Source organism: Micromonospora sp. NPDC005174 (assembly GCF_040608495.1).
Classification (GTDB): Bacteria; Actinomycetota; Actinomycetes; order Mycobacteriales; family Micromonosporaceae; genus Micromonospora.
Map to the genome: position 1 here is coordinate 38,611 of NZ_JBEXIJ010000006.1, position 23,673 is coordinate 62,283.

The window sequence follows — 23,673 nt, forward strand, 5'->3', positions numbered from 1 at the left end:
ACCCGGGTCAGCGGTGGGCGCCGGCGTGCACCGTGCCGTCGTCGCCGAAGCGGATCACGTCCCACAGATGCTCGCCGTGCCACACTGTCGCGCCCGGCCAGATCACGCTGCGTCGCACGTCGCCACCCACCGTGGCGTGGGCGCCGACGACCGACTCGACACAGCTCCCGGTCACCGTTGCGGACGCGTCGACCAGCACGCCGCCGGCCGTCGCGTGCAGGTTGGCCGCCAGGTAGTCGGCGGGGGTGCCGGTGTCGTAGAAGGTGCCCCCGTACGGCACCACGTCGAGCGTCCCGGCCGCCTCCGCCGGGCGCCACATCGCGCGTACCAGGTCCGAGAAGACCACCGGCAGGTCGCGTACCAGTCGCCACGGCAGCAGCGAGAAACCGGTGAAGCAGTGCCCGGCGAAGGTGCCCGGCGCGGCCGGGTCGGCGGCGGGCTGCCCGAGCAGGCGTACGGAATCCTGGTCCCAGCCGTCCAGCAGCGCGGCCACGTCGGGGCCTGGGGCGGTGGTCGGATCGGCCAGGTACGCGTCGGCGTTGCCGACCAGGACCGGCCGACCGTCGATCCAGTCCCGCAGGTTGGCCACCCCGCCGGCCGTGCCGAGCGGGTCGCCGGGCTCCACCGACAGGTGGGCGCGGTCGCCGACGTGTGCGACCACCTGGTCGGCGAGGTAGCAGGCGTTCACCGCGACCCGTGCGGGACCGGTCAGGCCGAGACCGGCCAGCCGGTCCAGCGCCCGGTCCAGCAGGGGTACGTTGCCGACCGGGCACAGCGCCTTGGGCACCCGTTCGGTGAGCGGGCGCAACCGGGTGCCCTCGCCGGCGGCGAGCACGACCGCGCAGAGGTCCTCCGGCCAGCCCGCCCTGGTCATGGCGCGGTGTCGGGCACCGGCGGAGGGAACTGCCCGGCCAGCGGCCCGATGTCGTAATAGGCGAGCAGCCGGGCCGTCGGCCAGGTCAGCTTGGGTAGGTCGTCCAGCGGATGCCAGGCGGCCTCGAAGACCTCGCCGCCGTCCACCACCAGGTCGGTGCTGGACGCCGGCACCTCCGTCTCGAAGACTATGTCCACCCAGCCCTTGGCGTGCACGATCGCGTTCGGCACGGCCGGGCGCAGCCGGGACGGCGGCAGCCGGACGCCGGACTCCTCGAACAGCTCACGGGCCGCGCCCACGACCGGTGGCTCACCCCGGTTGAGCAGGCCGGCGGGGAGCGACCAGCCCTTGCCCGGGGGTTGACGCAGCATCAGCAGCCGACCCGCGCCCGTCGCCTCGGCGTCGCGGACCAGGGTGACCGCGCCGACGATGTACTTCGGCACGGCGAGCCGGACCAGGCGACGGCGCACCGGCAACGGCAGCCGGTAGAAGGCCTGGTAGAACAGGGCCCGACCGGTGGCGCGGGAGCGGGGGATCATGACCCCAGGCTAGTGGTCACGAATGTCGTTCGGACGCGCTGGGGCCTGCCGGAGTCACTGTCGATGGTCGACGAGGTCGATGAGCTGGCGTACCACGGCGTCCGGTTCGATCACCCGGTCGAAGACCGCGACGAGCAGAGTCTCCAGGTCGGGGTAGCCCAACTCCTCGGAGAGCCGCAGCAGGGGCAGGTCGCTGGCGAGGCCACGGTTGTGTTGACGCAGGGCGAGACCGATGGTGGCCCGACCGAGGCGGACCTTGTCGCTGATCGTGATGCCCGGCTCGGTGTGCTCGGCGAACCACCTGTTGATCTGCATCTGCGCGTGCGGCGACTTGACGAAGCCCAGCCACTCCTTGCGCGGGCCGCGCGGCGCGGCGTCGGCCTCGAAGCCGTTGTCGGCGTCGTTCTCGGTGAAGATCTCCACCACGTCGCCCTCGTCCAGCTCCGAACTCAGCGGGGCGAGCCGGCCGTTGATGCGGGCGGCGAGGCAGTGGTCGCCCCGGTGACTGCCCAGCTCGTACGCCAGGTCGACGGGTGTGGCGCCGGCCGGCAGCACCACCTGACGGCCGTCGCCGAAGACCTGGATCTGGCCCTCGGCGAGGTCGCAGCGCAGCGACTCGTAGAACTGTGCCGGGTCGGCGGCCTCCGGCTCCCAGTCGAGCACGCGGCGCAGCCAGTCCAACTGCTCGGCGCGGGCCGCCGCGCCGCCGCCGCCCGAGCGGGGGAAGCGGAAGTCGGCGGCGATGCCGTACTCGGCCGAGCGGTGCATCTCCTCGGTGCGGATCAGCACCTCCACGGTGCGGTCCTGCGGGCCGCAGACGCTCGTGTGCAGCGAGCGGTAGAGGTTGTTCTTGGGCGAGGCGATGAAGTCCTTGAAACGGCCCGGGACCGGCCGCCAGGTGCCGTGGATCGCGCCCAGCGCCGCGTAGCAGTCGGTGGCCGGGCCGTCGACCACCACCGAGATGCGGGGCAGGTCGTACGGCGCGGTGTGGCCGCCGGCGATGGTGTCCTTCCAGATCGAGTAGAGGTGCCGCGGTCGGGGGCTGACCTCGGCGTCGACCCGGCTGCGCTTCAGCGCCATCCGGGCGCGGCTGACCACCGCGTCGAGGTACGCGTCCCAGCCCGGCCGGTCGTGCACGTGGCGGGCCAGTCGGGCGTGCTCGTCGGGCTCCAGGTGCAGCAGCACCACGTCGTCCAGCTCACGCTTGAGGGTCTGGATGCCCAACCGGTCGCAGAGGGGGACCAGGACCTCCTGCGTCTTGCGGGCGATCCGTTCGCGGGAGGCCGCCGAGCGCACACCGAGGGTGCGCATGTTGTGCAGCCGGTCGGCCAGCTTGATGATCAGCACCCGGACGTCCTTGGCGGCCGCGACGATCATCTTGCGGACCGTCTCCGCCTCGGCGGCCTTGCCGTAGAACGCCTTGTCGAACTTGGTCACCCCGTCGACCAGGTGGGCCACCTCGTGGCCGAAGTCCTCGGACAGCGCCTGAAGTGTGTAGCGGGTGTCCTCGACGGTGTCGTGCAGCAGCGCCGCGACCAGCGTGGTGGTGTCCATGCCCAGCTCGGCGCAGATCTGCGCCACCGCGAGTGGATGGGTGATGTACGGCTCGCCGCTCTTGCGGAACTGCCCGCGGTGCATGTTCTCCGCGATCGTGTACGCCCGCCGCAACACCGCCGGATCGGTGCCGGCGTGGATGCCCCGGTGGGTGCGGACCAGGTGCGTGACCGGGTCGGAGTCGTTGGTCGGCCAGGTGAGCAACGACCGCAGTCGGCGGGTCAGTGGCAGCTCACCCGACTGGGTTGGCAGGGCGCCCCCCAGGGCGGCGCCGTGTCCGGCGTCGACGTCCACGAGGGACACCTCCTCACCCCGGCTCCACGACCGCCGGACCGGGCGATCGGGAGCAGGCCCACGAAACGGGCAGGACTGCACTTCTCTAACAGCCTAAGCGAGTCGAGGTAGTCCGATCGGTCAGTTGGTCATGAGCGTTCGGTCGAGAGTTGGTGCGACGCTCCGCTCTCGGCCTTCGTCAGCAGGTCACGGAAGCGGCCCGCGCCGGCTGCCGGTGACGACCAACCGGACGAGATCTCGACCAGCCGGGTCTCCGGCCGCTCCAACCAGGACAGGATCCGCTCGGACTCCTCGGCGGTGGCCGACGGCACCGGCCCGTGTCCTCCGGACACCGTCTCGGCCGTGGCACGGATGGTGTTCAACGTGGGTCGCGGGTGGACGCCCGGCGGGGACACGCCCGCCCCGGCCAGCCGTCCGTGCCGGATCAGGGCCAGCTCCCAGCCGCCTGTCGGGGCTGGCCGGGCCGCGGCCAACTCGACGATCCCGGTCAGCGCCGCCAGCCGCTGCATCCGCACGGTGGCGCGCAGCACCGCGGCCAGCCGGGATCGCACCACGGCGGCCTCCTCGTAGCGCTGATCGGCCGCGAGTACGTCTATCCGGGCCAGCAGCGCGTCCACCACCGGCTGCGGGTCACTGGTGGTGGCGGTGCGGAACGGCCCGACCGCCGCGTCGTCGTACTCCTCGGGGGTGATCCGGTGCTCGCAGGGTGCCGGGCAGCGACCCAGCTCGGCCAGCGCGCAGGCCGGCGTGACGGTGCGCAGCGAGAGCCGGTGCGTGCACTGGCGCAGTGGGACGGCGTCGTGGAAGCCGGCGGCGGCCAACTCGGCGGCCCGCCGGGAGGTGAACGGCCCGAGGTAGGCGGTGTCGGTGGGGGAGATGTCGCGCACGATCGACAACCGGGGGTACGGCCCGTCGGTCAGCTTGAGCCAGACCATCCGCTCCGGGTATTTCGACCGCCTGTTGTACGGAGGCGCGTGCGCGGCGATCAACCGCAGCTCACGGACCTCCGCCTCCAACGAGTGCGCGCACTCCACGGCCTCGACCCGCTCGGCAGCGGCCAGCATCTCGGAGATCCGGGCACGCTTCTCGCCGGCGGTGAAGTAGCTGCGCACCCGGGTGGCGATGTCGCCCGAGGTGCCGACGTAGAGCGGCCGGCCGTCGGCGGCCCGGAAGATGTAGACACCCGGGACCTTGGGCAGCCCCTCGGCCAGGTGTCGCTTGCGACGCTGCGTCGGGGTGACCGCGCGAGCGAACTCGATGGCGTCGCCGACGGTGTCGACGCGGTGCCCGCCGAGACGCCCGATCAGGCCGTGCAGCACGTCGACGGTGGCCTTGGCGTCGTCCAACGCCCGGTGGGAGGGCTGGGTGGCGGTCCGGAAGTATGCCGCCAGGGTGCCCAGCTTGCGGTTGGGCACCTCGTCGCGGGTCAGCACCCGCCGGGCCAGCGCCGCGGTGTCCAGCACGCGGGGGTTGGGCCAGCGGTACCCGTGCTTGGCGCAGGCGGCCTTGAGGAAGCCCACGTCGTACGGGGCGTTGTGGGCCACCAGCACCGCGTCGGCGATGAATTCCAGGAAGCTGGGCAGCACCTGCTCGATCGGCGGGGCCGGCAGCAGCATGGCCTGGGTGATCCCGGTCAGCACGGTGATGAACGGCGGGATCGGCTGCCCCGGGTTGACCAGGGTGGCCAGCACTCCCAGCTCCTCGCCGCCGCGTACCTTGACCGCGCCGATCTCGGTGATGCCGCCGCCGTCCGGCGCGCCGCCGGTGGTCTCGAGGTCGACCACCACGAAGGTCGTCGCGTACAGCGGCAGGGCCGGGTCCACCCCGCCCACCGCCGGGTCGAGACCGGCCAGTGACTCCTGGACGTACTCCGCCTGTGCCATCGGCGGCACGCTAGCGCCCCGGTCCGACACTCCCGTCGCAGCCGTCCCACCAGTCACCATGGGGCTAGGATGAGAGATCGGCTCACTCACCGGGCGGTGGGCCCGCCAGCGGTGGGAGACTTGCCACATGCCCCTCACCGAGCCGCACGACGACCACCTCCCGCAGGAGGATCCGGTCGCGCGAGACGGTGCCGTGGGCGATCCGGACACCGGCGACACTCCCGGCGAATCGGCGATCGAGCCGGAGCCGACACTGCCCGAGCCGGTCCGGCAGCGGATCGTGGCGCTGACCGCTGCCGTGCTGCCGGGGTTGCCCGCCGACGAGGTGCCGGTGCCGCTGCGGCGGGTGGCCAAGTTCGCCCCCAACCGTCGGGCCCGCCTCGGCGCTCCGGCCATCGCCGCCCAGCTCACAGGTGACCCGCTGTTCCGGCAGCGCGTCACCGCCCGGGTGCTGGCCGACGCCGGTGACCTCGGTGCGGCCGTGGTCGAGGGCACCGCGCCGGCCGCCGCCGACCCGGTCGAGGTGGCCGCGCTGGCGTACCTGGCCCGACCGCGCGGCTGGCGGGAGCTGATCGACGCCAGCGGCGCCGCGGTGCGCGCCGAGGCGGACAGCGCCGTCGTCGCCGAACTGGTCCGCGAGGCCGAGCACCGGGCCACCCGCGCCGAACACGACCGCGCGGTGGCCCGGGTCGAGGCCGACAAGCTCCGCGACGAGCTGGCACGGGTCCGGGAGGAGCTGGGTCAGCTCCGCGAGGAGTCCCGTCAGCTGGCCCGTACCCTGCGTGAGACGCAGATCCGCGAGCGCAAGGCTACCGACGTTCTCGCCACCGAGCGGGGTCGCGCGGCCCGGGCCAGCGCCGACGTGGACGCCGAGCTGCGCCGCGCCCGCGCCCGGCTCGCCGAGGCGGAGGCCGCTGCCGGGGTCGCCCGCGCCAGCGCCAAGGAGGCCCGCTCGGTCGACGACGCCCGCCTCTGGCTGCTGCTGGAGACCATCGGCCAGGCCGCCGTCGGGCTGCGCCGGGAGTTGGCGCTCGACCCGGTCGACAAGCTTCCCGCCGACTTCGTCGCGGACGCGTTCGCCGAGCAGCCGGGGAGCGCTCCGGCCGGCCCGGCCGCCCGTGCCCGCGACACCGACGACCCCGCCCGGCTCGACCAGCTCCTCGCCCTGCCCCGGGCGCACCTCGTGGTGGACGGCTACAACGTCACCAAGCGCGGCTTCGGCGAGATGTCCCTGGAGCAGCAGCGCAAGCGCCTCATCACCGGGCTGGGCGGGATCGCCGCGCAGACCGGCGACGAGGTCACCGTGGTGTTCGACGGGGCCGAGCGGATGCACGGGCTGCCCCCCGCGCCGCGCGGCGTACGGGTGCTCTTCTCGCGTAAGGGCGAGACGGCCGACGAGCTGATCCGACGCCTGGTCCGCGCCGAGCCGGCGGGCCGCCCGGTCGTCGTGGTCTCGTCCGACCGCGAGGTCGCCGACGGCGTACGCCGGCACGGCGCGTACCCGCTGGGGGCCGACTCGCTGCTGCGCCGCCTCGCCCGCTCCTGAAGGGCGCGCCGGGGCCGGATCGGCGCAGCGGTGTCGGTGGCTCTGCCGCCGTCAGACGCAGCGGGAGACCGACGGGTTCGGGTCGTGGCCGGTGTACATGTAGTCACCGGCGAGCATGCCGCTCGCGTTTCCGTAGAACGCGTTGTACCAGACGGTGTCGCCGTTGACCGACGATCCGGTCGCCCAGCAGTTCAGGTAGACCGACTGGCCCTTTCCGATGGTGAGGATGACCGAGCACTGCGAGTTGTTCGGCCACTGGCAGTAGCGCAGGTTCAGGTCCGTCTTCGTCGTGAAGTAGCCACCGGCGAAGGCCGGTGTGGCGACCAGGCCGACCGCCGCGGTCACCGCGACGGCGCACGCGGCCAGGAGACGTCGTGGATTCATGTCTTCAACCTCCTTCGATCGGTTCAGTAGGAGCAGTACGGGGAGTCCATGATGTCGATGGCGACCGCGTAGCCGTACGGCTCGAGGTAGGCCAGCTCGCCCGGGGAGACGCACACCCAGTCGTTGTTCGAGTAGAAGATCTTCGCGCCGTCGTCGTTGCGGCTGTTGTAGACCCAGTCCGCGCCCCTGCTGCGGGACCCGAGGGTCTGGTAGTAGGTGTCCTGGAACGACGCGGTCGGCGGCGCGCCGTCGTAGGGGCTGCCGCTCACCCAGAAGCAGACGCGGGGGTAGTTGCAGCCGAGCGCCGAGGTGGCCTGCGCCGGCGTGGCGACGAGTCCGCCCGCGGCTGTCGCGGCGACCGCGAGGAGCGCGACGGCCGAGAGACGGGAGCGTGTGGTCGAGGATGGTCCGCGCATTCGACAACCTCCGTGGGTCAGGGTGGGACGGCCGGTTCCACTCGGCCCGGGGCGTCGTTGGACCTTCGGGCGGCGGTGGATCGGCCGTAGGGCAACGATCGCAGCGGCCACTGTCGACGGAACAGGCGCTTGACCGGCAGTTGACCGGCGATTCGACCGGGCGCGGCGGGTGCGTCCAGCCGGGAGGGGCTTGCTGGTCACGAGGTCGGCGATGTCGTGGTGTCCGGCCGGTCGGGATACCCCGATTTCGCTGATCTGGAGTCGATCTAGCCCTCAACGGGCGGTTCTGTCGTACCCGGTGGATAGCGTCGATGTGACCGACGGTGCTCGGGTGGCGACGACAGCGTGTCGACCGCGCATCGCGAGCGATCAGGAGGCGTGATGCTCATCGACTGCGACGGGTGCGCGAAGCGGGCCGACGGCTGTTCCGGCTGCCCGCTGACCGCCCTGTTCGACGAGACGTCCCCGGCGGCCGGGCTGGTCGCCGCCGAGGTCGAGGCGATCGAGGTGCTCGCCCGGGCTGGCTTCGACGTCGAGGTGCTGGCCGCGCCCGCGCGGCCCGACGTGCCCGTCCGGCCCGACGTGCCCGCCCGGTCCGGTGCCCCCGCGCGCTGGGTCCGCCGAGTGGCCTGAGCCACCGCGTCCGCCGGGTGGCCTGAGCCACCGCGTCCGCCGGGTGGCCTGAGCCGTCGGGTGACCTGAGCCGCCGGCACGAGCCACCCGCGCCCGGTGGCACGGGCCCTCGCCGGGCTGCCCGCCGGCCGGGGCGACGGAGCGCGACACCGCGCCCGAAGCGGACTTTTCGCGGGCCATAGGATGGGCGGTCACGGCGGGAGGAGCGACGGGATGAGCGGGGTACGACGCGAGTGCGACGCGCCCGTCGGTGCGACGCACGCCGGCGACCCGCGGCAGGCGGTGTCCCGGTGAGCCCGCGCGGCTGGGCGGTGCTGATGTTGGCCGCGTTGACGGTGGCCCTGCTGGTGACCGTCGCGGTGTTCATCCCCTGGCACCGGCCCCCGGCGCCCCGTGCCGACCAGCTCGCCGCGCTCCGGGACCTCCCGGCCGACCAGGTGGCCAAGGGGCGTGAGTTCCGTGCTGCCCTGCGCCCCGGCGGCTACGCCGCGCTGGCCGTGGGGCTGCTGATCGCCGTCGCGCTCGGCCTCACCCCGCTGGGCAGTCGCCTGGTCGAGCTGGTGGGCCGGCCGTTCGGTGGGCACTGGATCGCCCAGGCGGTGCTCGGCGGTCTCGCCGTGGTGCTCGTCGCCGACCTGCTCACCCTCCCGTTCGCCGCCTGGCGGCAGAGCGTCCTGACCCGCTACGGGCTGAGCACCAACGGGTGGAGCGGCTGGGCCGTCGACCTGCTCAAGTCGTACGCGGTGAGCGCCGTGATCGGTGCGGTGGCGCTTCTCGGTTTCTATCTGGTCATCCGGCTCGCGCCGCGCTGGTGGTGGGCTCTCGGCGCGGCGGGCGCGGCCCTGCTGGTGGTGCTGCTGTCGTTCGTGCTGCCCGTGCTCGTCGAGCCGGTCTTCAACAAGTTCACCCCGATGGAGCAGGGCCCGTTGCGCACCGAGTTGATGAGCATGGCGGCCCGGGACGGGGTGCCGGTGCGCGACGTGCTCGTCGCCGACGCCTCGCGGCGCACCAGGGCGGTCAACGCGTACGTCTCCGGCCTCGGCCCGACCCGCCGGGTGGTCGTCTACGACACCCTCCTGCGCGAGGCCACCCCCGACGAGGTGACGGCCGTGGTGGCGCACGAGCTGGGCCACGCGAAGGACTCCGACGTGACGGTGGGCACGCTGACCGGGGCGCTGGGCGCCGCCGCCACGGTGGTCGCCCTCTACCTGCTCGGTTCCTGGGGCCTGCTGTTGCGGTTGGCCGGCGTCGACTCGATCGCCCATCCGCGCGCGTTTCCGCTGCTGGTCGCCCTGGTCACGGTGGCCGGCCTGGTCGCCACCCCCGTGCAGGCGCTGGTGTCGCGGCGGGTGGAGGCGCGGGCCGACGCACACGCGCTCGCGCTCACCGGCGACCCGGTGGCCTTCGAGTCGATGCAGCGCCGCCTCGGCTCGGTCAACCTGGGTGACCCCGACCCGCCGCGGTGGGAATACCTCTACTCGGCCTCGCATCCGTCCACCGTGGAGCGGATGGCCGCCGCCCGCGCGTACGCCCGGGAGGCCCGCCGATGAGCCGGACGTTGCTGATCACCAACGACTTCCCACCCCGCCCGGGTGGCATCCAGTCCTTCGTGCACAACCTCGCCGTGCGTCAGCCGGCCGGGTCGGTGGTCGTCTACGCGTCGAGCTGGCGCGGCGCGGAGAAGTTCGACGCCGACCAGCCGTTCGAGGTGATCCGTGAACGCACCCGGGTGCTGCTGCCCACCCCGCTGATCGCCCGTCGGGCGGCCCGGCTCGCCCGCGAGTACGACTGCGACACGGTGTGGTTCGGGGCGGCGGCCCCGCTGGGGCTGCTCGCCGCCGGTCTACGCAGGCGTGCGGGCGTACGGCGGGTGGTGGCGCAGACCCACGGCCACGAGGTCGGTTGGGCGGCGTTGCCGGCCGCCCGGCCGGCGCTGCGGCGCATCGGGCGTGGTGTCGACGTGACCACCTACCTGGGCGAGTACACCCGCACCCGGCTCGCTCGGGTGCTGGGCGGAGTGACCGACCTGCGTCGGCTCGCGCCGGGGGTGGACGTGGACACCTACCACCCGACGGTGGACGGCGAGCCGGTCCGCGCCCGGTTGGGGCTGACCGACCGTCCGGTGGTGGTCTGCGTGTCCCGGCTCGTGCCGCGTAAGGGTCAGGACATGCTGATCCGGGCACTGCCGGAGATCCGCCGTCGGGTGCCCGACGCGGCGCTGCTGATCGTCGGCGGCGGCCCGTACCGGGCGACCCTGGAGAAGCTGGCCCGCCAGGCGGGCGTCGAGCAGGACGTGGTCTTCACCGGCTCGGTGCCGGCGGCCGAGCTGCCAGCGCACTACGCGGCCGGTGACGTCTACGCGATGCCGTGCCGCACCCGCAACCGCGGCCTGGACGTGGAAGGGCTGGGCATCGTCTACCTGGAGGCGTCCGCAACCGGCCTGCCGGTGGTGGCCGGGGACTCCGGCGGCGCGCCGGACGCGGTCCGGGAGGCCGAGACCGGGTACGTGGTGCGGGGCCGGGACGTCGCGCAGCTCGCCGACCGGGTCGCGCGGCTGCTCGCCGACCGTGACCTGGCCCGCCAGCTCGGCGCGGCCGGTCGAGCGTGGGTGGAGCGGGAGTGGCGCTGGGAGGCGCAGGCGCAGCGGATGGCGTCTCTGCTGGCCGGCTGACCGTCGCCCCTGCTCAGGGGCCAGTCTGCCGGGGCGGGGCGTAGCGGGGGACGTACTCCTGGTTGGTGAGCTGTTGGATCGCGGCCATCACCTCGTCGGTGACCGTCCGGACGTCGCGCGGCCCGGTGATACGCCCGGCGACCGGGATCGCCGGCCCGAACCGCAGGGTGACCGGGTGCCGACGGGGAACTCGCGCGTCGACCGGCAGCACCTCGGCGGTGCCGAGCACACCGATCGGGATGATCGGCACCTCGGCGTCGCGGGCCAGCCGGGTCATGCCGACCCGGCCCCGGTAGAGCCGCCCGTCGGGGGAGCGGGTGCCCTCCGGGAAGATGGCGACGAGCCCGCCGGCGCGCAGCACCGGCACGGCCGCGTCGAGGGCCGTGAGGGCGGCCCGGCCACCGGCGCGTTCGACACGGATGGCCCCCATGCCGGCGACGACCTGTCGGCTGAGCCAACTGCCGGTGAAGTACTCGGCCTTGGCCCAGAAGGTGACGTGTCGGGGCGTCAGGCAGCCGAGGAACACCTGGTCGGCGACGGACAGGTGGTTGCTGGCGAGAATCGCGCCACCCTCGCGGGGCAGGTGTTCCAGTCCCTGGACGCGGGGTCGCCAGCCCAGTCGCAGGGCCGATCCGACGGTCAGTTTGCTGAGGTCGTACAGCAGGGGCACGTCGTCTCCGGTTCAGTTCGGTGCGGGGCCGAGGTGCGCGTCGAGGGCGGCCCGCAGCACGTCGTCGTCGTCGTTGTCGCCGGTCGCCAGCGGCAGGCTTCCCCAGGCCCAGAGCTGGGCGATGCCGTGCAGGTTGGCCCAGAGCGCGCCGGCGACCACCGCCGCGGGCGCGTCGGTCGGCCGGCGCGCCTGTGCCACCAGGTCGGTCAGGAGGGTGAACAGCGGCAGGCTCGTCTCGCGTAGCCGCAGGCGACCGCTGGACAGCAGGTCGTGGCGGAACATCAGCTCGAACATGCCGCGGTGCGCCGCGGCGAAGTCCAGGTACGTCCGGGCCAGCGCGACCAATCGGGTACGCGGCTGGGGGTCGGCCGCGCGCATCGTCTGCTCGAGCCGGGTGGTGAGGTCGGCGAAGCCCTCGCGGGCGATGGCCGAGAGCAGGTCGACGTGGGTGGGGAAGTAGCGGCGTGGCGCACCGTGTGACACGCCCGCACGACGGGCGATCTCCCGCAGGGACACGCCGGACTGGCCCTCCCGCAGCACCAGGTCCACCCCGGCCGCCACCAGTCGGGCTCGAACTCCCGCCGCCTGGTTCATAGACACTGTCTACCAGTTCGCCGTAGACGTTGTCTACGCCCCGGGGCGCGTAGACAACCGCTCGACAGCTGGACGCCGTGTCGACGATCGCGGGCGCTCAGCGGATGCGGGCCAGGATGCGGTCGGCGGGGGCCGGGCGGCCGAAGTGCCAGCCCTGTGCGGCGTCGCAGTCGATCGCCCGCAGTCGCTCCGCCTGCCCGGCGGTCTCCACCCCCTCGGCGGTCACCGTGAGGTCGAGCGCGTGCGCCAGCGACACCAGCGAGGCGAGAATCCGTTCGTCGGTACGCCCCACCGCCGGCGAACGCAGGCCGGCCACGAACTCCCCGGCCACCTTCAGCTCGGTGACCGGCAGGTCCCGCAGGTACGCGAGGTTGCTGTAGCCGGTGCCGAAGTCGTCGATGGCGATGCGTACGCCCAGATCGGCCAGCACCCGCAGGGCCCGAACGGGCTCCTTGGCGCTGCTCATCATCGTGCTCTCGGTGATCTCCAACTGGAGTCGTTCGGGCGGCAGACCAGTCTGGCTCAGCAGCGTACGGACCTCCTGCACCAGGCCGGGCCGGTGCACCTGCCGCACGGCAAGGTTGACGCTCACGAACGGCGCGTGGGCACCGCCCGTCGACCACGCCTCCGCCTCGCGGCACGCCTCGGCGAGCACCCACCCGCCCAGTTGCACGATCAGACCGGTCTCCTCGGCCAGCGCGATGAAGCTGTCCGGCCGCAGGACGCCCAACTCCGGGTGTCGCCAGCGGACCAGCGCCTCCACACCGAGCAGTTTGCCGTCGCGCAGCGACGTCAGGGGCTGGTAGTCGAGGTAGAACTCGCCCCGCTCCAGGGCGGCCGGAATGGCTGCCGAGAGGGCGTACCGGGCCAGCTCACGGCGGTTGCGCTCGGCGTCGTAGAGCGCCCAGCGCGCCCCACCGGCCGACTTCGCCCAGTGCAGGGTGCTGTCGGCGGCCCGCATCAGGTCGCTGGGGCTGGCACCGGCCACCTGCCGCTCCACGATGCCGATGCTCGCGGTGACCTGGAGCTCGTGCCCGGCGACCACCACCGGTGTCCGGACCGCGGCCAGAGCGGCCTCGGCGACCTCCACGGCCGCCTCGGTGCCGCCGGTGCCCTCCACCAGGATGACGAACTCGTCCCCACCGAGGCGGGCCACCAGGTGCGCGCCGAGGGTCTGGCGGAGCCGTTCCGCCACCGTGGTCAGCAACTGGTCGCCGACCTGGTGCCCCAGGCTGTCGTTGACGACCTTGAACCGGTCCAGGTCGAGGAAACACACCCCGAGGCGCTGGGCACCCCGGCCCGGCTCGTTGAGCGCGGCGGTGAGCCGCTCGGTGAACAGCGTCCGGTTGGGCAGGCCGGTGAGCGGGTCGTGGGTGGCCTGGTGGCGGAACCGCGCCTCGCTGGCCCGCAGCGCCCGTTCGGCCTGCGTCCGGGCCATCATGGCGGCCCGGCGGATGGACTCCTGCTCGTCGAGCGTGCGGTCCCGCAGCGCGCGGGCGTAGCCGGTCGCCACGGCGGCCAGCAGTCGCGCCATTCGGTCCTCGACGTCCTCGGCCACCAGGCCCAGGTCCCGCACGAGCCGGAGCTGGATCACCTCGACCGTACGACCCAGCCCTTCGGCGGACGCGATGTGCGCGGCGACCAGCTCCGCGCCGACCCGGTGCCCGGCGCGCAGGTCGAACGGCTCGGCGAGCAGCGCCTGAGCCAGCTGGCCGGTGAGCCGGTGCAGCAGCGCCTCGAGCTGGGCCTGTGTCATCGGCAGGTAGCTCGTACCGGAGACCGCCTTGGCCCAGGCGCGGGCGAAGGTGCCGGGGCGGGTGGCCGCCGCAGCCGCCTCAGTCACCGAGTCGCCCGACGCCGCCCATGAACACCGCCCGCTCGGCGGCCTCCGCGCTCTCCGGGCTGTCGGGTCGCCACTGCGGCACCCAGACGACGCCCGGGTCGACCAGCTCGAACCCGTCGAAGAGCGCGGCCAGCTCGGCCTGGCTGCGAATCGTGAGCGGACTGTCGGTACGCCGGTAGACCCGCTCGGCCTCGGCGCGCTCCTCCCCGGCGCGGCCGTCGTCGCTGGCCTGCGACAGCACCAGGTAGCTGCCGGGCGCCAACGCGTCGCGCAGCGTCGCCAGCAGCTCCGCCGGCCGGTCGTCGTCGGGGACGAAGTGCAGGACGGCCACGATCATCACGGCCACCGGCTGACTCAGGTCGAGCAGCCTGCGCGTGTCGGGGTGCGCCAGGATCTCCTCCGGGTGCCGCAGGTCCTCCTGGACGATGGCCGCGCGGTCGTTGCCGGCCAGGATCTCCCGGCTGTGCGCCACCGCAACCGGGTCGACGTCCACGTAGACCACCCGCGACGCCGGGTCGATCCGCTGGGCGATCTCGTGGACGTTGCCGACCGTGGGGATGCCCGAGCCGATGTCCAGGAACTGGCGAATGCCGGTCTCGGCGAGGTGGTGGACCGCCCGGCGCAGGAATGCCCGGTTGGCCTGCGCCGCCAGCGGCGCCTCCGGTACGGCCGCCACCATCGCCTGCGCGGCGGCCCGGTCCGCGGCGAAGTTGTGCGATCCGCCGAGGTAGTAGTCGTACATCCGGGCGACGCTCGGGCGTTCGATGTCGATGGTGTCGGGTGCCCAGTCCGGCCGCTGCATGCGCTCACCCCTTGAGTCCACGACGCGGGCGTCATCGCCCGCGCGGGTATTCTGCCCCCGCGGTACCCGGCAGACCATAGCGTGTCGCGCACTCGCCGCCGACGTCGGTCGATACGCGAAGGTCCGCGCCAGCGGTGCGGCGGCGCGGACCTTCGGTCACGGAATCCCGCTCGACGAGCGGGCGTGGGTTAGAACTTCGGGGCGTCCGGCGCTTCGAGCAGGCCGAGCCGCAGCGCGGTCATCAGGGCCTGTGCCCGGTTGGCGGCACCGAGCTTCTCGTAGAGCTTGGAGATGTGCGTCTTCGCCGTGGACTCGCTGACGAAGAGCTGCTTGGCGATGCCCGCCACGCTCATGCCGTCGGCGAGCAGCCGCAGGACCTGCCCCTCGCGGGGGGAGAGCTGCGGGCCGGAGGGGGCGAGTCGACGCTTCATCGCCTCGGCCAGGTCGGCGGCGGTGAACGCGCTGGGCGACGAGGCGGCGTGCCGTGCGGCGGCCACGACCTCGTCGGCCGGAGCGGTCTTGGGCACGAACGCGCTCGCTCCGGCCTCCAGGGCACCGAAGAGCTGGTCGTCGCCGGCGTACATGGTCAACACCACGATGCCCATGGACGCGCTGGACTTGCGCAGCGCGCGGGTGGCCTCCAGGCCGCTGCCGTCGGGCAGCCGCAGATCCATGATCACCACGTCCGGCTGGAGGGCGCCGGCCTGGCGTACCCCCTCTGCCGCGGTCGCGGCCTCGCCGACGACCTCGAACTGGCGGTCGCGCTCGAAGGCGTGCCGCAGGCCCTTACGAATCAGGTCATGATCGTCGACAAGGAGGACCTTGGTGCGGGTGGCCGGTGTCGGACTTGTGGTCATCCTCGGGTTACTCCCCTTCTGGTGCTGCGCTGTCACGCACGTTATCGCGCCGGGACGAGGTGCCGAGAACCACCGCCACGGTCGTGCCGCTGGGTTGCCGCGGCCTGATCTCCAACCGGCCCCGGATACGTTCCGCCCTCTCGGCCATGATCGCAAGACCGTACCGTCCGTCGGGGCGCTGGTCAGCCATCCCCTGACCGTCATCCGACACTTCAATTTGCGCGTACGGGGGGTCGACCTCGCACGTGACCCACAAATTCGACGCCCCGGCGTGCTTCCGGGCGTTGGTCACCGCCTCCTGCGCGATGCGCAACAGTTCGGCCTCGGTGGCGGCCGGCAGGCGGGCCGTGGACTCGTCCAGCGACAGGTGGACCCGCAACCCACCGGACGCGCCGACGGTGCGGGCGTACTCGGCGATCGCCGCGGCCAGCCCGCCCTGCCGGTCCACCTCGCTGCGCAGCTCGAAGAGGCTCAGCCGCAGCTCCTGGATCACCCGGGTCACCTCGGCGCGCAGCGTCCGCAGCGCCTCGGCGGTCTCGTCCGCGTCGTCGAAGACGGTGGCCATGGCGTTGTCGATGCCGTAGCCGACCATCACCAGTTCCTGCGCCACCCCGTCGTGGATCTCCCGGGCCAGTCGCTGGCGCTCCTCGTTGGTGGCCAGCGAGCGGACCTCGTCGAAGAGCAGCGCCGCCTCCAACCGCAGCGCCGCCGGCCGGGTCAGCGCGGTCACCCGGGACACCACCGGCGGCGGGTACGCCTGCGCGACGTCGGCCTCCAGCACCACCAGACCCACCGTGCGGACCCCGGCGACCAGCGGGACGATCAGCGCGGACACGTCCCCGCGCCGGTGCGAGCGGGCCTGCGAGCGGGCCGCGGTGGTGGCCTGCTGGCTGGCCCAGGCGTCGGCGATCGCCGAGTCCGCGTCCAGCGTCGTCTCCCAGTCGACCCGGTCCGCCCCGGCCTGGGCGAGCACCACGAGCCGGCCCCCGCCGCTGGCCGACAGCACCGCCCCCCGGTCCGCCCGGGCCACCGTGCGCAGCTCCTCGATCAGGTGCTCGGAGATGCCGCCCGGGTCCAGGGTCGCCCCGGGCAGTTGCCGGGCCACCGTCCGCAGTTGGGTCAGCAGGCGGGTGGCCTCGGCGTACGGCTGGGGCTTGCCGTCGGCGCGTACGGCCATCACCCTGTGCAGGGTGCCGGCGGCGTAGAGCCCGAGCGCGGCGAGGATCAGCCACTGGGCGCAGACCGCGAGGTAGCCCACCTGGCCGAGTTGGCGTGTGCCGTCGACCTCGGTCACCGCGCCGCTGACCAGCAGCGTGGCGGCGGTCACCGCGAGCAGCGCCGTGCCCTCGCGGAAGCGGCGGCGCAGAGCGGTGACGGTCACCGGCACCGCCAGGTAGGGCAGCACGGCGGAGGCGCCCAGCCCGTCGACGGTGCCGCCGATCGACGCGACCGCGGCGATCTGGCTCGCGGCCAGCCCCAGCACCACCACCTCGGCCACCCGGCTCAGCGGCCCGATCAGCCGGTGCTGCGGAGCGAGCAGGGAGGGCAGCCCGGCGACCGCCAACAGCGCGATCCACCACAGCTGGGCGACGTCGCGGGTGGCGAACAGGGTCAGGATCGCGACCAGCGCCAGCATCACCAGGCGGGCGGCCGCGGCGAGAGGATGCGGGTGTGGGGCGGCGGTTGTGGATGCGGGCACGTGACGGATCGTAGTCAGCCGCGGTAGATGTCGGCGATTTCCGCCGCGTACGTCTTGTGCACGACCTGGCGTTTGACCTTGAGCGACGGGGTCAGCTCACCGGTGGCCTCGGCGAAGTCCCGGGGCAGGATCCGGAAGACCTTGATCGCCTCGGCCTTGGACACGGCCTGGTTGGCGGTGTCGATGGCGGACTGCACCTCGGCGCGCAGGCCCTCGTGGTCGCGCAGCGCCTCGACAGTGGTGTCCGAGGGCAGTCCGGCGCTCGACAGGAAGGTCGGCAGCGCCTCCTCGTCGATGGTGACCAGCGCCGCGATGAACGGCTTCGCGTCCCCGACGACGACGCACTGACTGATCAACGGGTGCGCCCGGACCTGGTCCTCCAGCACCGCAGGGGCGACGTTCTTGCCGGCGGCGGTCACGATCAACTCCTTCTTGCGGCCGGTGATGCTCAGGTAGCCGTCGGCGTCGAGCTGGCCCAGGTCGCCGGTGCGGAACCAGCCGTCGGTGCTGAGCGCCTCCGCGGTGGCGGTCTCGTTGTGCCAGTAACCCTGGAAGACCAGTTCGCCGGCGATCAGGATCTCGCCGTCGTCCTCGATCCGGACCGTCACACCGGGCAGCGGCCGGCCGACGCTTCCGATCCGGGTGCCGGTGGGCAGGTTCGCGGCGGCGGCGGGAGACGTCTCGGTCAACCCGTACCCCTCCAGGACCGTCACCCCGACGCCGCGGAAGAAGTGGCCGAGCCGCGCGCCCAGGGGCGCGCCGCCGGAGATCGCGTCGCGGCACCGCCCACCGAGCGCGGCGCGCAGCTTGCGGTAGACCAGCCGGTCGAAGACCGCGTGCTGGGCGCGCAGCGCCAGGCCGGGCCCGCGCGGGGTTTCCAGAGCCTCGCTGTACGCGATGGCGACCTGCTCGGCGCGGGCGAAGACGCCGCCCTTGCCGTCGGCCTCGGCCTTCTGCTTGGCCGCGTTGTAGACCTTCTCGAACACCCGGGGTACGGACAGCACGAAGGTGGGCCGGAACGCCTGTAGCTCGCCGACCAGGTTCTCGGTGTCGGCGCAGTGCGCGAGGGTGGCCCGCGCCTGCACGACGCCGATCTGGATGAGCCGGGCGAAGGCGTGCGCCAACGGCAGGAAGAGCAGGGTGCTCGCCCCGGCGTTGAACAGGTTCGGCAGCACCGGCACCGCGTTGGCGACGTCGGCGTACATGTTGCGGTGGGTCAGCACGCAGCCCTTGGGGCGGCCGGTGGTGCCGCTGGTGTAGATGATGGTGGCGAGATCGTCGGCGCGGACGGCCTTGCGGCGCTGCTGCACCTCGGACGCCTCGACGGCCGCGCCCGCGCTGACCAGCTCGTCGACCGCGCTCTGCTCGATCTGCCAGACGTTCGTCAGGTCGGGCAGACGGTCCCGGACGCCGGCGATGAGGTCGGCGTGGGCGCCGGACTCCACCACGGCGGCGACCGCACCGGAGTCGGCGATGATCCAGGCGGTCTGCTCGGCGCTGGAGGTCTCGTAGATCGGTACGGTGACCGCGCCGGCCGCCCAGATGGCGTAGTCGAGCAGCGTCCACTCGTAGCGGGTCCGGCTCATCAGGGCCACGCGGTCGCCCGGCTGGATGCCGCCGGCGATCAGGCCCCGGGCCACGGCCGTCACCTCGTCGCGGAACTGCAGGCAGGTCACCTCGGCCCAGGTGGTGCCGCTGCCGTCGGGGGAGGGGGTGGCGCGGGCGAACTGGACGGTGTCCGGCGCGGCCTCGGCGTTGTCCCAGACCGGATCGGTGAGGTTGGCCGCGTCGCCAACGGTGACGATCGGCGGGACGGAGAACTCGCGCACCTGCACTCCTTCGTGCTCGCACTGGCCGGGCCGGCCGCCGAGGGCGTCGGCTGTGTCGAAACCTACCCGTCGAGCGGTTCGGGTGGGGTAGGCAGGGGCGCGGCGGGGGCGGCTCGGCGTGTGGACCGTGCCAGCCGGGTAGCCTCCCCCCATGGCGGACTCCTCCACCCAGTCGATCATCATCGGCGCGTCACCCGAGCGGGTGGCGGCGGTCATCTGTGACTTCCCGAGTTACCCCGAGTGGACCGAGGCGGTCCGCGGTGCCGAGGTGATCGAGGAGTACGAGGACGGCTACGCCAGCCAGGTGCGTTTCACCATCGACGCCGGCGTGATGGCCGACGAGTACGTGCTCGCCTACGAGTACGCCGAGGACCTGTCCCGCGTCGAGTGGCACCTGGTCGCCCCCTCGAAGATGCAGAAGAGTCAGCGTGGCTCGTACGACCTGGTGGGCAACCCGGACGGGAGCACCACGGTGACGTACACGCTGGAGGTCGAGCTGTCCGTGGGGATGCTGGGCATGTTCCGGCGCAAGGCCGAAAAGATGATCATGGACACCGCGTTGAAGCAGCTCAAGCGCCGGGTAGAAGCATCCGGTGCGGCGCAGTGACGCGTCCGGCGGCACGGTAGAGGAGCCGAGGGTGGGCGGAACGGATCCGGGTTCGGCCCGGGAAGAGGCGGAGCGTCTGGTGGCCACCCTGCTCGCGGGGGCGCGACTGGCGTCCGCAGGGGCGGCGGGCGGCGCGTTCGGCCCGCTGGGCGGGGTGCTGGCGGGTGTCCTCGGTCACAGTGCCGCTCCGGGTGGTGATGCACGGGCAACTGGTGGTTTCGCCACCGGTTCGGCAGAATGCTGCGTCTGCCCGGTCTGTCGTGGCATCGCCGCGTTGCGCGATCCGAGTCCGGAATTCGCCGAACGTCTCGCCACCGGCGCGGGAGACCTCGCCGCCGGTGTGGCCAGCCTGCTCCGGGCGTTCGCGCCGCCGGAGTCCTCGGCCGCGACCGCGCCGGGATCGTCCGCGTCGTCGCGGGCGACGCCCGCTGCGGGCGGCGCCGAGGAGGCACCGGAACGCGCTCGGACCGCCCGGCCGGCAGAGGCCGTCGACGAGCACGTGTGGCGCGATGCCACCCGCACCGGGCATGATTCTCAGCCGGCGCCGGAGCGGGATGTCTGGTCGGTCGCCACCCGGACGGCGGACACATCCGCCCCGGCCACCGCGCCACCCGTCGACGACGCCGGGGCGGTGGCCGCGCCGGTGCCGACCAGCCGACCCGTGGTGCCCGCGTCGCGGGCGTCCGACGACACCGGCGCGGACGCGTCGGGCGGCGGCGCCTGAGCGCGGGACATCGCGATCCGGACCGGCGTGCCTCGTGGCACGCGCGGGCCGGACAGCACAGCAGAGGGGAGCGGCGGCGGTGACGCTGACCATCGGAGTCGACGTTGGTGGCACGAAGGTGGCCGGCGGTGTCGTGGACGACACCGGCAAGGTCCTCGTGCAGAGCCGACGGGACACCCCCGCCGACGACGTCGCCAAGACCCGCGACGTCATCATCGAGCTGGTCGACGAGTTGGCTGCCGGGCGGACGGTCGAGGGGGTCGGCATCGGCGCGGCCGGCTGGATCGACGCCACCCGCTCGACAGTGCTCTTCGCCCCCAACCTGGCCTGGCGCGACGAGCCGCTGCGCGAGTACGTCAGCGCCGCCGTCGGCCTGCCGGTGATCGTGGAGAACGACGCCAACGTGGCCGCGTGGGCCGAGTTCCGTTACGGCGCCGCCCGAGCCGCCGACGACTCTATGATCATGTTCACCATCGGCACCGGCGTCGGCGGCGGCATCGTCCTCGGCGGCGAGCTGATGCGCGGCGCACACGGCATCGCCGCGGAGCTGGGCCACATGCTGGCCGTGCCGGACGGCCACCAGTGCGGCTGCGGGCGGCTGGGCTGCATCGAGCAGTACGCCAGCGGCAGCGCCCTGGTCCGCTTCGCCCGTGCCGGTGCGCGACAGGAACCGCAGCGGGCCACCGCGCTGCTGGAGCTGGCCGGCGGCGAGACGGAGGCGATCACCGGTCACATGGTGACCGCCGCCGCGCAGGGCGGCGACCCGGTCTCCGCCGAGGCCTTCGCGCAGATCGGCCGGTGGTTGGGCACCAGCCTCGCCGACATGGCGCAGATCCTCGACCCGCAGACCCTGGTCGTCGGCGGCGGCGTGATCGACGCAGGTGACCTGCTGCTCGGCCCGACCCGGCGGTCGTACCTCGACGCGCTGGCCCAGCGGGGACGCCTGCCGGTGGCCGAGGTGCTCCCCGCCGAGCTGGGCAACAGCGCCGGGGTGATCGGCGCCGCCGACCTGGCCCGCCGGATCTGAGGGCGGCCAGGAGATGGGCGTACCGCTGCGCGTGGTGTCGTACAACATCCACAGCCAGCGCGACGACACCGCCGCGCTGGCCGAGGTGGTGCGGGCCGCGAAGCCGGACGTGGTGATCGTGCAGGAGGGGCCGCGCCGGTTCCGGTGGCGGCAGAAGTCGGCCACGTTGGCGGAGTCGTTCGGCCTGGTGGTGGCCGCCGGAGGTCTGCCCGCCCTGGGCAATCTGCTGTTGACCAGCCTCCGGGTGCAGGTACGCGGCACCCGCTGCCAGCGCTTCCCGCTGACCCCGGGCCGGCACCTGCGCGGTGCCGCGTACGCCGACTGCCGCGTGGGCGACGCCCGCTTCACCCTCGCCGGCTCGCACCTGTCCACCGACCCGGCCGAGCGGCCGGCGCAGGCCGCCGAGTTCCGGCGCGGGCTGGACGCCGCGAGTGGCCCGGTGGTGGCCGGCGCCGACCTGAACGAGGGTCCGGACGGGCCGGCCTGGGCGACGGTGGCGCGCGGCCTGACCGACACGGCGATCGCGGCCGACCGGGCGGAACGGCTCACCTACTCGTGCGCGGACCCGCGCCGGCGGATCGACGCCCTCTTCGTCGACCCTCGGATCAGCGTCGTCGACTACGACGTGGTGGACACCCCGCAGACCCGCCGGGCCAGCGACCACTTCCCGGTCCTCGTCGACCTGCTGCTGCCCACCACGGCCTGACCCCACCCGTCGAGGCCGCCGATCGGTCCGCGCCAGGGCTGGACATCCGGCTCCGATGTGGAGAGGATTTCGCGGCGACCGGCACCCGTGCCGCACCTAAGGAGATGTCCCGGTGTCCACCTCCACCGACCAGGGCCGGCCCGACCCGGATGCGATCCCGTCCGCGCAGAGCGGTGACGGCCGCGCGCTCTCCGACCGGGGCGACACGGTCTGCGTCATCGGGGCCGGGGCCAGCGGCCTGACGGCCATCAAGAACCTGCGCGAGCACGGGTTCGGCGTCGACTGCTACGAACGGGAGACCGGCGTCGGCGGCGCCTGGAACTGGCGGCACGACCGCAGCCCCGTGTACGCGAGCACCCACCTGATCTCGTCCAAGCCGTTCACCCAGTTCCCCGACTTCCCGATGCCGGACTCCTGGCCGGACTACCCGCACCACAGCCAGCTCCTGTCGTACTTCGAGCGGTACGCCGACCACTTCGACCTGCGCTCGCACGTCTGGTTCGGCACCGAGGTCGTCCGGGTCGAGCCCGCGCCGGGGGAGCGGTGGGACGTGACCACCCGCTCCACCGGCGGGTACGGCCCCGAGCGTACGTCCCGGTACGCCGCAGTGGTGATCGCCAACGGGCACAACTGGTCGCCGAAGCTGCCCCGCTACGAGGGCCTGGAGGAGTTCCGCGGCGAGATCATGCACGCGTCGTCCTACAAGGACCCGGCGCAGCTGCGCGGCAAGCGGGTGCTTGTGGTCGGTGCCGGCAACACCGGCTGTGACATCGCCGTCGAGGCCGCCCAGCAGTCGTCGCGCTGCTGGCACTCCACCCGGCGTGGCTACTGGTACGCCCCGAAGTACGTCCTCGGCCGTCCGGCCGACCAGATCAACGACGCGCTGCTGGCGCTGCGGGTGCCGCTGCGGGTCCGGCAGTGGCTCTACCACTGGACGATGCGGCTGACCGTCGGCAACCTCACCCGCTTCGGGCTGCCCAAGCCCGACCATCGGGTGTACGAGACGCATCCGATCGCCAACAGCCAGCTCGTCTACTACGTGGGCCACGGCGGGATCGGCCCGGTGCCCGACATCGCCCGGTTCCACCCGTACGCCGTGGAGCTGGCCGACGGCCGAGAGATCGACCCCGAGCTGGTCATCTTCGCCACCGGCTACCTGCCGCGATTCGAGTTCCTCGACGCGTCGGTGTTCGGCGACAGCGCCGGCACCGGCCGTCCCACGCTCTGGCTCAACGCCTTCACGCCGGGGCACCCCACGCTGGCGGTCGCCGGCCTGGTGCAGCCGGACTCCGGCCTCTTCGCGCTGTCGCACTGGCAGACGGTGCTCTTCGCGCGCCTGCTCCGGGCGCGACAGGAGCGACCCGAGCGGGCCACGGCGTTCGCGCAGCGGGTACGGGACCGGGCCGGGGAGCGGTACGCGGGGCAGGTCAAGGACAGCAGCCGGCACTGGTTCGAGGTCGGGCACGCCGACTACCTGCGTGCCGTCCAGCGCGCCCTGGTCGAGCTGGAGGGGAAGTGAGC

General features: G+C 73.2%; 22 protein-coding genes. 9 read left to right on the forward strand and 13 right to left on the reverse strand.

All coding sequences use genetic code 11. The features are described from left to right. Positions 1 to 7: 7 nt before the first annotated feature. The 4 genes from ABZU91_RS09345 to ABZU91_RS09360 form a co-directional block, all read right to left on the reverse strand. Positions 8 to 874: a sugar phosphate nucleotidyltransferase gene (locus ABZU91_RS09345; protein WP_355236446.1), complete on the reverse strand. Its 867-nt coding sequence runs from the start codon at positions 872 to 874 to the stop codon at positions 8 to 10. Beyond that, the gene (locus tag ABZU91_RS09350) at positions 871 to 1,413 is read right to left on the reverse strand and encodes an NUDIX domain-containing protein (RefSeq protein WP_355236449.1); all 543 of its coding nucleotides are present in this window, start codon (positions 1,411 to 1,413) and stop codon (positions 871 to 873) included. The genes ABZU91_RS09345 and ABZU91_RS09350 overlap by 4 nt, the downstream gene beginning before the upstream one ends. Positions 1,414 to 1,467: 54 nt before the next feature. Then, the gene (locus ABZU91_RS09355; RefSeq protein WP_355236972.1) at positions 1,468 to 3,261 is read right to left on the reverse strand and encodes an HD domain-containing protein; all 1,794 of its coding nucleotides are present in this window, start codon (positions 3,259 to 3,261) and stop codon (positions 1,468 to 1,470) included. Positions 3,262 to 3,389: 128 nt separating this feature from the next. Continuing rightward, positions 3,390 to 5,144: a DEDD exonuclease domain-containing protein gene (locus ABZU91_RS09360; RefSeq protein ID WP_355236452.1), complete on the reverse strand. Its 1,755-nt coding sequence runs from the start codon at positions 5,142 to 5,144 to the stop codon at positions 3,390 to 3,392. 127 nt (positions 5,145 to 5,271) lie between these two features. Between ABZU91_RS09360 and ABZU91_RS09365 the strand changes: the two genes are divergently transcribed. Continuing rightward, on the forward strand, positions 5,272 to 6,690 hold the full coding sequence (locus tag ABZU91_RS09365; RefSeq protein WP_355236455.1) for an NYN domain-containing protein: 1,419 nt from the start codon (positions 5,272 to 5,274) through the stop codon (positions 6,688 to 6,690). A 51-nt stretch (positions 6,691 to 6,741) separates the two neighbouring features. Here ABZU91_RS09365 and ABZU91_RS09370 read toward each other — a convergent pair whose 3' ends face one another. Further along, the gene (locus ABZU91_RS09370; protein WP_355236458.1) at positions 6,742 to 7,074 is read right to left on the reverse strand and encodes a hypothetical protein; all 333 of its coding nucleotides are present in this window, start codon (positions 7,072 to 7,074) and stop codon (positions 6,742 to 6,744) included. A gap of 23 nt (positions 7,075 to 7,097) precedes the next feature. Further along, entirely contained in the window at positions 7,098 to 7,490 is a 393-nt protein-coding gene (locus ABZU91_RS09375) for a hypothetical protein (RefSeq protein ID WP_355236461.1), read from the reverse strand. A gap of 381 nt (positions 7,491 to 7,871) precedes the next feature. Between ABZU91_RS09375 and ABZU91_RS09380 the strand changes: the two genes are divergently transcribed. The 3 genes from ABZU91_RS09380 to ABZU91_RS09390 all read left to right on the forward strand — a co-directional run bounded on the left by ABZU91_RS09380 (position 7,872) and on the right by ABZU91_RS09390 (position 10,794). After that, positions 7,872 to 8,123 (forward strand): hypothetical protein, encoded by a 252-nt coding sequence (locus tag ABZU91_RS09380; RefSeq protein ID WP_355236464.1) that lies wholly within the window; start codon positions 7,872 to 7,874, stop codon positions 8,121 to 8,123. A gap of 290 nt (positions 8,124 to 8,413) precedes the next feature. Continuing rightward, a complete protein-coding gene (locus ABZU91_RS09385; RefSeq protein ID WP_355236466.1) occupies positions 8,414 to 9,673 on the forward strand; it encodes a M48 family metallopeptidase in 1,260 nt (419 codons plus the stop codon). Then, complete coding sequence (locus ABZU91_RS09390; RefSeq protein ID WP_355236469.1) at positions 9,670 to 10,794, forward strand: glycosyltransferase family 4 protein; 1,125 nt, start codon at positions 9,670 to 9,672, stop codon at positions 10,792 to 10,794. Before ABZU91_RS09385 ends, ABZU91_RS09390 begins: the two co-directional genes overlap by 4 nt. Positions 10,795 to 10,807: 13 nt before the next feature. Here the strand turns inward: ABZU91_RS09390 and ABZU91_RS09395 are convergent, their stop codons facing one another. From ABZU91_RS09395 to ABZU91_RS09425, 7 genes are all read right to left on the reverse strand, one after another. After that, on the reverse strand, positions 10,808 to 11,464 hold the full coding sequence (locus tag ABZU91_RS09395) for a lysophospholipid acyltransferase family protein (protein ID WP_355236472.1): 657 nt from the start codon (positions 11,462 to 11,464) through the stop codon (positions 10,808 to 10,810). 12 nt (positions 11,465 to 11,476) lie between these two features. Then, complete coding sequence (locus tag ABZU91_RS09400; RefSeq protein WP_355236474.1) at positions 11,477 to 12,058, reverse strand: TetR/AcrR family transcriptional regulator; 582 nt, start codon at positions 12,056 to 12,058, stop codon at positions 11,477 to 11,479. A gap of 97 nt (positions 12,059 to 12,155) precedes the next feature. Next, entirely contained in the window at positions 12,156 to 13,814 is a 1,659-nt protein-coding gene (locus ABZU91_RS09405; RefSeq protein WP_355236975.1) for a bifunctional diguanylate cyclase/phosphodiesterase, read from the reverse strand. 79 nt (positions 13,815 to 13,893) lie between these two features. Further along, positions 13,894 to 14,703, reverse strand: a complete 810-nt coding sequence (locus ABZU91_RS09410) for an SAM-dependent methyltransferase (protein WP_355236477.1) — start codon at positions 14,701 to 14,703, stop codon at positions 13,894 to 13,896. A 188-nt stretch (positions 14,704 to 14,891) separates the two neighbouring features. Further along, positions 14,892 to 15,560: a response regulator transcription factor gene (locus ABZU91_RS09415; protein WP_007072219.1), complete on the reverse strand. Its 669-nt coding sequence runs from the start codon at positions 15,558 to 15,560 to the stop codon at positions 14,892 to 14,894. Positions 15,561 to 15,567: 7 nt separating this feature from the next. After that, positions 15,568 to 17,259 (reverse strand): GAF domain-containing sensor histidine kinase, encoded by a 1,692-nt coding sequence (locus ABZU91_RS09420; protein ID WP_355236481.1) that lies wholly within the window; start codon positions 17,257 to 17,259, stop codon positions 15,568 to 15,570. 14 nt (positions 17,260 to 17,273) lie between these two features. Then, positions 17,274 to 19,088: a long-chain fatty acid--CoA ligase gene (locus ABZU91_RS09425; RefSeq protein WP_355236484.1), complete on the reverse strand. Its 1,815-nt coding sequence runs from the start codon at positions 19,086 to 19,088 to the stop codon at positions 17,274 to 17,276. A gap of 151 nt (positions 19,089 to 19,239) precedes the next feature. Here ABZU91_RS09425 and ABZU91_RS09430 point away from each other — a divergent pair, with 151 nt between their 5' ends. The 5 genes from ABZU91_RS09430 to ABZU91_RS09450 all read left to right on the forward strand — a co-directional run bounded on the left by ABZU91_RS09430 (position 19,240) and on the right by ABZU91_RS09450 (position 23,671). After that, positions 19,240 to 19,695, forward strand: a complete 456-nt coding sequence (locus ABZU91_RS09430) for an SRPBCC family protein (RefSeq protein WP_355236487.1) — start codon at positions 19,240 to 19,242, stop codon at positions 19,693 to 19,695. Between the two features lie 31 nt (positions 19,696 to 19,726). After that, positions 19,727 to 20,419: a hypothetical protein gene (locus ABZU91_RS09435; RefSeq protein ID WP_355236490.1), complete on the forward strand. Its 693-nt coding sequence runs from the start codon at positions 19,727 to 19,729 to the stop codon at positions 20,417 to 20,419. A gap of 79 nt (positions 20,420 to 20,498) precedes the next feature. Further along, positions 20,499 to 21,446 carry an ROK family glucokinase gene (locus ABZU91_RS09440; RefSeq protein ID WP_355236493.1) on the forward strand — a complete coding sequence of 316 codons (948 nt, stop codon included), beginning with the start codon at positions 20,499 to 20,501 and terminating at the stop codon, positions 21,444 to 21,446. 13 nt (positions 21,447 to 21,459) lie between these two features. After that, a complete protein-coding gene (locus ABZU91_RS09445; RefSeq protein ID WP_355236496.1) occupies positions 21,460 to 22,152 on the forward strand; it encodes an endonuclease/exonuclease/phosphatase family protein in 693 nt (230 codons plus the stop codon). 112 nt (positions 22,153 to 22,264) lie between these two features. Continuing rightward, on the forward strand, positions 22,265 to 23,671 hold the full coding sequence (locus ABZU91_RS09450) for an NAD(P)-binding domain-containing protein (protein WP_355236499.1): 1,407 nt from the start codon (positions 22,265 to 22,267) through the stop codon (positions 23,669 to 23,671). The last annotated feature ends 2 nt before the right edge of the window (positions 23,672 to 23,673 follow it).

Excerpts from the sequence above, each read along its gene's own strand:
- ABZU91_RS09390 (WP_355236469.1), top strand. The coding sequence starts at position 9,670 with ATGAGCCGGACGTTGCTGATCACCAACGACTTCCCACCCCGCCCGGGT.
- ABZU91_RS09445 (WP_355236496.1), top strand. The coding sequence starts at position 21,460 with ATGGGCGTACCGCTGCGCGTGGTGTCGTACAACATCCACAGCCAGCGC.
- ABZU91_RS09410 (WP_355236477.1), bottom strand. The coding sequence starts at position 14,703 with ATGCAGCGGCCGGACTGGGCACCCGACACCATCGACATCGAACGCCCG.
- ABZU91_RS09415 (WP_007072219.1), bottom strand. The coding sequence starts at position 15,560 with ATGACCACAAGTCCGACACCGGCCACCCGCACCAAGGTCCTCCTTGTC.
- ABZU91_RS09430 (WP_355236487.1), top strand. The coding sequence starts at position 19,240 with ATGGCGGACTCCTCCACCCAGTCGATCATCATCGGCGCGTCACCCGAG.
- ABZU91_RS09400 (WP_355236474.1), bottom strand. The coding sequence starts at position 12,058 with ATGAACCAGGCGGCGGGAGTTCGAGCCCGACTGGTGGCGGCCGGGGTG.
- ABZU91_RS09375 (WP_355236461.1), bottom strand. The coding sequence starts at position 7,490 with ATGCGCGGACCATCCTCGACCACACGCTCCCGTCTCTCGGCCGTCGCG.
- ABZU91_RS09360 (WP_355236452.1), bottom strand. The coding sequence starts at position 5,144 with ATGGCACAGGCGGAGTACGTCCAGGAGTCACTGGCCGGTCTCGACCCG.
- ABZU91_RS09370 (WP_355236458.1), bottom strand. The coding sequence starts at position 7,074 with ATGAATCCACGACGTCTCCTGGCCGCGTGCGCCGTCGCGGTGACCGCG.
- ABZU91_RS09380 (WP_355236464.1), top strand. The coding sequence starts at position 7,872 with ATGCTCATCGACTGCGACGGGTGCGCGAAGCGGGCCGACGGCTGTTCC.
- ABZU91_RS09365 (WP_355236455.1), top strand. The coding sequence starts at position 5,272 with ATGCCCCTCACCGAGCCGCACGACGACCACCTCCCGCAGGAGGATCCG.
- ABZU91_RS09345 (WP_355236446.1), bottom strand. The coding sequence starts at position 874 with ATGACCAGGGCGGGCTGGCCGGAGGACCTCTGCGCGGTCGTGCTCGCC.
- ABZU91_RS09405 (WP_355236975.1), bottom strand. The coding sequence starts at position 13,814 with ATGACACAGGCCCAGCTCGAGGCGCTGCTGCACCGGCTCACCGGCCAG.
- ABZU91_RS09350 (WP_355236449.1), bottom strand. The coding sequence starts at position 1,413 with ATGATCCCCCGCTCCCGCGCCACCGGTCGGGCCCTGTTCTACCAGGCC.